Raw genomic sequence first — 9,997 nt, forward strand, 5'->3', positions numbered from 1 at the left:
GTCCCTGTGGTGTCGAATGTGACGGGGGAGATGGCGTCGGCGGAGGAGTTGACGACTCCCGGGTACTGGGTGCGGCATGTCCGGGAGACGGTGCGGTTCGCCGACGGTATCGATGCGCTGGTGAGTGAAGGCGCGGACACTTTCGTGGAGTTGGGGCCCGGCGGTGCGCTGGCGGCGATGGTGCAGCACTGCGTGGATTCGGAGGCGCATCCGGACGCGGTGGCGGTGGCCGCCTTGCGCAAGGGGCAGGGCGAAGAGACAGCACTCGTCACAGCACTCGCGCGGCTGCACACCGCGGGTGTCGAGGTGGACTGGGCAGGGTTCTTCTCCGGGCTCGGCGCCCGTCGTGTCGCGCTGCCCACCTACCCCTTCCAGCACGAGCGGTTCTGGCCCCGGCCCGCCGCGCTCAGCGGTGACATCTCCTCCGCCGGCATGGTGTCGACGGACCATCCGCTGCTGGGTGCCGCCGTACAACTCGCGGGTGTCGACGGGGTGTTGTTCACCAGCAGGCTGTCGCTCCAGGTCCATGAGTGGCTCAAGGACCACACGGTGGGCGAGGCGGCCGTCTTCCCCGCCGCCGGGTTCGTCGAGCTGGCCGTGCGTGCCGGGGACCAGGTGGGCTGCGACCGCGTGCTGGAGCTGAACGTCGGCACCCCGCTCGCCCTCACCGAGGCCGCGTCGCTCGATCTCCAGGTCTGGATCGGGGAGCCCGGCGAGGACGGTGCCCGCCCGATTCGCTTCCACTCGCGGCCCGAGGGCGCGGCCGACCGGCCGTGGACCGAGCACGCCTCCGGCACGCTGGGCACCGGCGAGCGGCTCGCGGACTTCGATGCCACGGTGTGGCCGCCGTCCGGTGCGGTGCCCGTCGAGGTGGGCGACTTCTACGACGACACCCCGCGCGGCGCCGCCTTCCAGGGACTGCGCGCGGTGTGGCTCCGCGGGGAGGACAGCGAGGACAGCGCGGAAGGCGAGGGAAGCGGGAAGGGCGGAGAGACCGGAGAGGGCGTGGAGGGCGTGGAGGAGGTGTACGCCGAGGTGGCGCTCTCGGGTGAAGCGGCGGGCGACGCCCGGTACTTCGGGCTGCACCCCGCCCTGCTCGACGCGGCGACGCACGCCGCCGGCTTCCTCGGTGTGGACGATGCGGAGGCCCTCGCCGAGGCGGTGGCCTGGGGTGGTGTCTCCCTGCACGCCGGTGGCGCGTCGGCGCTGCGGGTGCGGATCGCGCGCGTCGAGGGGGACGCCCTCAGCCTCGCCGCCGTCGATCCGGGCGGCGCGCCCGTGCTGTCGGTGGACTCGCTCACGCTGCGTGCCCCCGCGACGGAGGTGTCCGCCGTCCGCGCCCGGGATCCGCTGTTCCGTGTCGACTGGGTGCCGGCGCCGGAGGTGGCTGCGGCACGGGAGGTGCGGTGGCTGACCCTCGACGGCGTCGACCCGGGGGCGCTCGCGGATGTGCGGGGCGACGAGGTGGACTTCGTGGTGGTCCCGGTGTCCGGCGCGGCGGACGGTGCCGCGGGTGTGCCGTCCGCGGTGAACGAGGTGTGTGCGGACGTTCTCGGCCTGGTGCAGGCGTGGTTGGCGGAGGAGCGGTTCGCCGCGGCACGGCTGGTGCTGGTGACGCGTGGCGCGGTGAGCGCGGTGCCGGGGGAGACGGTGTCCGACCCCGTCGCCGCCGCGGTGTGGGGTCTGGTGCGCTCGGCGCACTCGGAACATCCGGGCCGGTTCGTGCTGGTGGACATGGACGCGGACGCGGACACAGACAAGGACACGGGCAGGGACACGGGCACGGGGGCGGAGTCGAGTGCCGGGATTGAGAGCCTCGTGGGGCTGCTGCCGGGGCTGGTGGCGGGCGGTGACGCGCAGTTCGTCGTGCGTGCGGGCGGGGTGCGCGTGGCGCGGTTGGCGCACGCGTCCGGCGCGGGCGGCGGCGAGGGTCTGCCGTGGCGGCCGGACGGCACGGTGCTGATCACCGGCGGTACGGGCGCACTGGGCGGCCATCTGGCGCGGTGGCTGGCGGCGTCGGGCGTACGGCATCTGATGCTGCTCAGCAGGCGCGGGCCGGAGGCGCCCGGTGCGGCCGAACTCGTCGCGGAGCTACGGCAGTCGGGGGCCGACGTCTCCGTGGTGGCCTGCGATGCGGCGGACCGCGCGGCGCTCGCCGGTGTGCTGGAGAGCGTCCCGGCCGCGCATCCGCTGACCGCCGTCGTCCACACGGCGGGTGTGCTGGACGACGGTGTGGTCACCTCGCTGACGCCGCAGCGGATGGCCGGTGTGCTGCACCCGAAGGCCGCGGCGGCCTGGAATCTGCACGAGCTGACGCGGGAGGCCGGCCTGGCGGGGTTCGTGCTGTACTCCTCCGTGGCGGGCGTGATGGGCAGCCCGGGCCAGGCCAACTACGCGGCGGCGAACGCCTTCTTGGACGGGCTGGCGCAGCACCGCGCCGCCCTCGGGCTGGCGGCCACCTCCCTGGCGTGGGGACCGTGGGCCCAGGACGGCGGTATGACCAGCGGGCTGAGCGAGGCGGACGTCCAGCGGATGGAGAGCAGCGGGATGCCGCCGCTCACCGTCGAGCAGGGGCTGCGCCTGTTCGGGGCCGCCGTGCGCCGGGACGACGCGGAGCCGGTGCTGGTGCCGCTGGGCATGGCGTCCGGCACGATGCGGCCGGTCGGAGACGTGCCGCCGCTCTTCCGCGGCCTCGTCAAGGGCGGCCGGCGGGCCGCGGCGCAGGCCGCCGGTTGTGCCGGCACGCCGGAGTCCTTCGCCCGGCAGCTGTCGGGCATGGACGGCGCCCGGCGGCTGCGTCACGTCGTCGACCTCGTACGGACGGAGGCCGCCCAGGTGCTGGGCCACGCCTCCGAGGGACGGATCGCGGAACAGCAGGACTTCTACGAGCTGGGCTTCGACTCGCTCACCTCCGTCGAGCTGCGCAACCGGCTGGCCGCTGCGACCGGGCTCCGGCTGCCCGCCACCCTGGTGTTCGACAGCAGGACGCCCACCGAGCTCGCCACCTGGCTGTGCGACAGGCTGGCCACCGGACCCGCCGAGAGCGAGTCCGCCGAGGCGGCACCGGAACCGTCCGCCGACGAGGGCACCGGCACCGAGTCGCTGGAGCGGCTGTTCCTCGACTCCCTGGGGAACGGCAAGCTGCGCGAGGCCCAGCACATGCTGCATCTCGTCGCCCAGCTCCGGCCGTCGTTCGAAACCGCCCCCGAGCCCGCCGATCTGACGCCCGCCACCGTGCTGGCCCAGGGACCGGCCCGGCCCCGGCTGGTGTGTGTGAGCGCGCCCACGGCCAACGGCGGTGTCCACCAGTACTCCCGGCTCGCCGCCCGGTTCCGGGGCACGCGGGACGTCGCCGCGCTGCCGCTGAGCGGGTTCGCCGGAGGGGAACGGCTGCCGGGGACGCCGCAGGCCGCGACCCGGGCCGTCGCGGAGAGCGCGCTGCGGGCCGCCGACGGCGAACCGTTCGTCCTGGTGGGCCACTCCTCCGGAGGGTCCTTCGCCTACGCGGCGGCCGGTCTGCTGGAGCACACCCTGGGGGTCAGGCCGCAGGCCGTCGTCCTCCTCGACACCCTCAGCATCCGGCACGACGGCGACGAGGGCGTCGACTACGAGGGCATGATGCGGCTCAACTTCCAGGCCACGGAGGCGTCCCCGGTACGGATCACCAACGCACGGCTGTCGGCGATGGTCCGCTGGATGGTGCTGCTGAACGGGCTGGAGGTGGAGCACACCACCGCGCCCGTCCTGATGATCCGGTGCGGCCGGGACCTGCCCGGCCTCGCCTCGGGCGGCGACAACGCAGCCGGGGGAGTCGGGGGAGTCGGGGGAGTCGGGGGAGTCGGGGAGGTCGGGGAAGTCGCAGCCGGGGAAGCCGGGGCCGCGCCGGCCGAGCCGCTGTTCCCGGGGGCGCTGCTGCGCACCGTGGACGCGGACCACCTGTCGATGGTCCGGGAGGACGCGGCGGCGACCGCGGAGATCATGGAGGGCTGGCTGGGCTCCCTCACCGGCAGGTGACGGCCGCGCCGCGGTGACCGCGCCGTGGCGGCCGGGGCCCTTCGTGGACCGCCGGCCGCCACGGCAACTCCCCGGCCGCCCCGGCCCGTTCATGCGGCCCGGGTCCGGAAGCGGAGCCCGCGTCCCGCGTCTCCGTCCTCGCTCCGGGCCTCGCCGCATCGGCCGCCGGCCGCGCCGCATCTAGGGAAAACCCCCACGGCATCTCGATCAGGATGGCCTACGCAACGGGTCAGACGGGAGCGCCGACTGCCGCAGCCTGCGCCCGGGTCCGGCACACCACCGAGGGGTTGACGTCCTGATGTCGAACGAGGAGAAGCTTCGCGCCTACCTCAAGCGCGCGGTCGAGGACCTGCACGAGGCGCGCCGCCAGCGGGACGAGACGGAGCAGCGGCAGCACGAACCCGTCGCGATCGTGGCCATGGGCTGCCGCTACCCCGGCGGGGTCCGTTCCCCGGAAGAGCTGTGGCAGCTGCTGGAGAACGGCGTCGACGCCGTCTCGCCCTTCCCCGGCAACCGCGGCTGGGACCTGGAGCGGCTCTACGACCCGGACCCCGGGCACCACGGCACCAGCTACGTACGCGAAGGCGGATTCCTGCACGACGCGGGGGAGTTCGACGCGGAGTTCTTCGGGATCTCGCCGCGTGAGGCGCTGGCGATGGACCCGCAGCAGCGGCTGCTGCTGGAGACCTCCTGGGAGGTGCTGGAGCGCGCCGGGATCGCCCCGGAGTCCCTCGCGGGCAGCAGCACCGGGGTCTTCCTCGGTACCGGCCCCGGCGGCTACGACAACGGATCCGTCGGCCCGGCCGGCGGCGTACGGCGCGCCGACGAGGTCGGCGGTCACCTGCTGACGGGCAACGCCCTCAGCGTCGCCTCGGGCCGGGTGTCCTTCACGTTCGGCCTGGAGGGCCCGGCCGTCACGGTCGACACGGCCTGCTCCTCGTCCCTGGTGGCGCTGCACCTCGCCGTGCAGTCGCTGCGGCGCGGCGAGTGCACGCTCGCCCTGGCGGGCGGCGCGACGGTGATGTCCACCCCGCAGATGTTCGTCGAGTTCTCCCGGCAGCGCGGGCTGGCGGCCGACGGCCGGTGCAAGCCGTTCGCGGCCTCGGCCGACGGCACCGGCTGGAGCGAGGGCGTGGGCCTGCTGCTGGTCGAGCGCCTCTCCGACGCCCGGCGCAACGGGCACCCCGTCCTCGCGGTCGTCCGCGGCTCCGCCGTCAACCAGGACGGTGCCTCGAACGGTCTGACCGCGCCCAACGGGCCCTCGCAGCAGCGCGTCATCCGCCAGGCCCTGGCCGACGCGCGCCTCGCGCCCGGCGACATCGACGCCGTCGAGGCACACGGCACCGGCACCACGCTCGGCGACCCCATCGAGGCCCAGGCGCTGCTGGCGACCTACGGCCAGGACCGCCCGGCGGAGCGGCCCGTGCTGCTCGGCTCGCTGAAGTCCAACATCGGGCACACCCAGGCCGCCGCCGGTGTCGCGGGCGTCATCAAGTCCGTGCTGGCGATGCGGCACGGCGTCCTGCCCCGCACGCTGCACCTGGACGCCCCCACCCCGCACGTCGACTGGAGCAGCGGCAGCGCCCGTCTCCTCGTCGAGCAGGAGCGCTGGCCGGAGGTGGCCAGGCCCCGCCGGACGGCGGTCTCCTCCTTCGGCGTCAGCGGCACCAACGCCCACGTCGTCCTGGAACAGGCACCCGCCGAGCCGGAGCCGGAGTCCGTGCCCGCGTCCGTGCGTGCGGCCGAGTCCCGGTCCGCGTCCCTGCCCGGGCCCGCGGAACAGCGCGCGGGCGCGGCGGCCGACCGGCCGTCGGACGAGGCCGACCCGCCCGCGTCCGCGGCCCGTTCGGACGTCGTGGTCTGGCCGCTGTCGGCGCGTACCCCGGCAGCGCTCCGTGCGCAGGCCACCCGCCTCGCCGGACATCTGCGGGCCCGCGCCGTGTCCGCGGGCGCCCGCGCGGACGGGTCGGCCGTGAGGCCCGGGGCCGTGGACACCACAGCCACCGCAGCCACCACAGACACCGAAGCCACCGCAGACACTGCCCATGCCGCGGACGCTGCCGAGGCCGTGAACGCCGCTGACGCTGTGGGCGACGCCGCCGCTGCCGACGCCGCGAACGCCGCTGACGCTGTGGGCGCCGCGCACGCCCCCGGCGCCGCATATGCCGCATCCGCCACAGATGTCGCCTACTCCCTCGCCACGAGCAGAGCCCTGATGCCGCACCGGGCGTTCCTCGTGGCCGGGGACACCGGTGAGGCCCTGGCCGGACTGGACGCCCTCGCCGAGGGCCGCAGCGTGCCCGGTCTGGTGACCGGTACGGCGGCGCGGCAGCGCACCGCGTTCCTGCTGCCCGGGCAGGGCTCGCAGCGGGCCCGCGCGGGAGCGGGGCTGTACCGGTCGGAACCGGCCTTCGCCACGGCGTTCGACGCGGCGTGCGCCGCGCTCGATCCGCACCTGGCCCCGCACCTGGAACGACCCCTGCGGGAGATCGTCTTCGCCGCGCCCGGCACACCCGAGGCGGCCCTGCTGGACCTCACGGGCTACACGCAGGCGGCGCTGTTCGCGGTGGAGGTCGCCCTCTTCCGGCTGGCCGAATCCCGGGGCGTGCGCCCGCAGTTCCTCGTCGGCCACTCCGTGGGAGAGCTGGCCGCCGCCCATCTCGCGGGTGTGCTGTCCCTCGCGGACGCCGCCCGGCTGGTGGCCGCCCGCGGCACGCTGATGCAGGCGCTGCCACCGGGCGGCGCGATGGCGGCCGTCGAGGCCACCGAGGAGGAGATCCGTGCCTCGCTCGACGCCCGCACGGGCCGGGTGGGTCTCGCCGCGGTGAACGCGCCCCGGTCCGTGGTCGTCTCCGGCGACGAGGACGAGGTGACCGCCGTCGCCGGACACTGGCGCGCGCAGGGCCGCCGCACCCGGCGGCTGCCGGTGAGCCACGCCTTCCACTCGCCGCACATGGACCCCGTGCTGGACGACTTCCGCGCCGTCGCGGAGAGCCTCACCTACCACGCCCCGCGCATCCCGCTCGTCTCCACGGTGACGGGGGAGACCGCCACCCCGGCCGAGCTGTGCTCGCCCGCGTACTGGGTCCGCCAGGTCCGTGAACCCGTGCGCTTCTGCGCCGCCGTCCGCACCCTGGAAGCCCAGGGCGTGCGCGCCTTCGTGGAACTCGGCCCCGGCGGCGCCCTCATCCCCATGACCGCCGACTCCCTTGCCGCCGACTCGCCGGCCGACGACTTCCCGGCCGCCGACTCCCTGGCCGGCGACTTCCCCGCCGACGGCGCTCGGAGCGAGGACTTCCAGAACGAGGGCGCCCCGGCCGAGGACGGCGGGACGGGGGGCTCCCCGGCCGGGGACGGCACGCCGCCCGTGCTCGTGCCGCTGCTGCGCGACGGCACCGCCGAGGACCGCGGCCTCGCCGAGGCACTGGCCACGCTCTCCGCCTGCGGTGTCCCCGTGGACTGGCCCGCCCATGTCGCCGGACCCGGTGCCCGGCGTGTGGAGCTGCCCACCTACGCCTTCCAGCGGCAGTGGTACTGGCTCGACCCGGTGAGCCCCGGCCCCGGGGAAGCACGCACGACCGGCACCGTGGGCGGACACCGGTACCGCACGACCTGGACCCCCGTCGCCCACGGCACCGACGGCGCGCCCCCCGGCAGGTGGCTCGTCGTCCTGCCGGAGACCGGCGCCGACGACGGCTGGACGAGCGCGCTCACCGACGCGCTGACCGCACACGGCGGGCTGCGCACCGCACCCCTCGTGCTGTCCGACGAGGACACCGACGACCCGGCGAGGCTCACCGCACGGCTGGCCGACGCCTTCGGCGAGGGCTCTGTCGCCGATGTTGCCGATGTCGCCGATGTTGCCGGTGACGCCGGTGTCGCCGGTGTCGCCGGTGTGCTGTCCCTGCTCGCCGCCGACACACGCCCGCACCCCGAGCACCCCTCCGTGCCCCGCGGACTCGCCGCAACGACCGTGCTGGTACGGGCACTTGAGGAGGGAGGCCACCGGTCGGCGCTGTGGTGCGTCACCCGCGGGGCCGTCGCCGTCGACGACCGGGACACCCCGCCCGATCCCGTGCAGGCCCAGCTGTGGGGCCTGGGCCGGGTTGCGGCGCTGGAGCACCCGCAGTTGTGGGGCGGTCTCGTCGATCTGCCGCAGGAGGCCGGCGCCCCCGTCGTCCCCGGCCTCCTCTCCGTGCTGGCCGACGGCCGCGAGGACCAGACAGCCGTACGCCCGGCGGGAGTTGTGGCCCGCCGCCTCGTCCGCGACCGCGCCGCCGACGCCACGCCCGACGACGCCACCGGCGAGCCGGAGAACACCGTCCCGGACGACGCCACCGTCACGCGGGTCGGCGTCGTCACGGGGGATGCCACCGCACCGGTCGACGCCGTCACCCCGGACGACGCCGCGACCACGGTCGACGACACCCCCACGAAGGACGACGCCGCACTCGCGGACGGCGAGGCCCGGACGGACGACGAGGCCCCCGCTGACGGCAGGCGCGGGACGGACGACGGCGGCGCGGCCGGCGCCCCGGGCCCCTGGCCGCAGCGCGGCACCGTCCTGGTCACCGGTGGCACCGGCGCGCTCGGCGGCCATGTCGCGCGCCGGCTGGCCCGCGCCGGAGTGGAACACCTGCTGCTCACCGGCCGGCGCGGCTCCCAGGCACCGGAAGCGCGCGAACTGGCCGAGGAACTCACCGCACTCGGGGCCCGGGTCACCCTCAGCGCCTGCGACGTGGCCGACCGCGAGGCGCTCGCGGCGACCCTGGCGCAGATCCCGGACGACGCGCCGCTGACCGGTGTGGTGCACGCCGCCGGTGTCCTCGACGACGGCGTGCTGACCGGGCTCACCCCGGAGCGCCTCGCCGCCGTCCTGGAGCCCAAGGCCCGGGCCGCCCACCATCTGCACGAGCTGACCCGGGGAACCGACCTGGCGGTGTTCGTGCTCTTCTCCTCCCTGACCGGCGTGCTCGGCAACGCGGGCCAGGCCAACTACGCCGCCGCCAACGCCTCCCTCGACGCCCTCGCCGAACAGCGGCACCGCGCGGGCCTCCCCGCCACATCCGTCGCCTGGGGCCCCTGGGCCGGCAGCGGCATGGCCTCCACCGGATCCACGGGGGCCACCGAGTCCGCCGGGGACGGCGGCGGCACCACCGGCGACACCCTGGCCACGCGGATGCGCCGCGACGGGCTGACACCGCTCGCACCCGACACCGCGCTCGCCGCCCTCGAACTCGCCGTCGCGCGGGGCCTCCCACAGGTCACCGTGGCCGACATCGACTGGGCCGTCTACGCGCCCGCACTGACCGCCGCGCGCCCCAGCCCCCTCATCGGTGAGCTGCCCGAGGCCCGCGCCGCACTCCAGGACGCAGCGCCCGCCGCCCCGACGTCCGGCCAGGACACGGCCGACAACCCGCTGCGCGCACGTCTGGCCGGTCTGCCCGCCGCCGAGCAGGAGCGCGTGCTGACGGAGACCGTACGGGGCGAGGCCGCCCACGTCCTCGGGCACACCTCGTCGGCCGCCGTCGCGCCCGACCGCCCGTTCCGCGAGCTGGGTTTCGACTCCCTCACCGCGGTGGAGCTGCGCAACCGCCTCTCCCGCGCGACCGGGAGCCGCCTGCCCGCCACCCTCCTGTTCGACCACCCCACGGCCGCCGGAGTCGCGGCATATCTGCGTACCCGCGTCCTGGGCACCGCCCGGCCCGCAGCGGAGGCCGGGGCACGCTCTGCCGCGGTGGACGAGCCCGTCGCCGTCGTCGGCATGGCCTGCCGCTTCCCGGGGGGCGCGACCTCGCCCGAGGAGTTCTGGCGGCTGCTGGCCGAGGGGCGCGACGGCATCTCCCCGTTCCCCGACGACCGCGGCTGGGACCTCGAACGGCTCCGTCATCCCGACCCCGAGCACCCGGGCGCCAGCTCCGCACACGAGGGCGGATTCCTCGACGGAGTGGGCGAGTTCGACGCGGCCTTGTTCGGGATCTCG

2 protein-coding genes are annotated in these 9,997 nt (G+C 75.8%); both read left to right on the top strand.

Annotation, left to right across the window (positions count from 1 at the left end; translation table 11 throughout):
• The first annotated feature begins 18 nt into the window (after window positions 1-18).
• Window positions 19-4,014 (top strand): type I polyketide synthase, encoded by a 3,996-nt coding sequence (locus tag SCA03_RS33900; protein WP_218037789.1) that lies wholly within the window; start codon window positions 19-21, stop codon window positions 4,012-4,014.
• A gap of 298 nt (window positions 4,015-4,312) precedes the next feature.
• Window positions 4,313-9,997, top strand: a 5,685-nt coding sequence (locus SCA03_RS33905; protein ID WP_141275856.1) for a type I polyketide synthase, incomplete at its 3' end; no start/stop codon positions are given.

The sequence above is a fragment of the Streptomyces cacaoi genome (assembly GCF_006539165.1).
GTDB classification, from domain to species: domain Bacteria; phylum Actinomycetota; class Actinomycetes; order Streptomycetales; family Streptomycetaceae; genus Streptomyces; species Streptomyces cacaoi.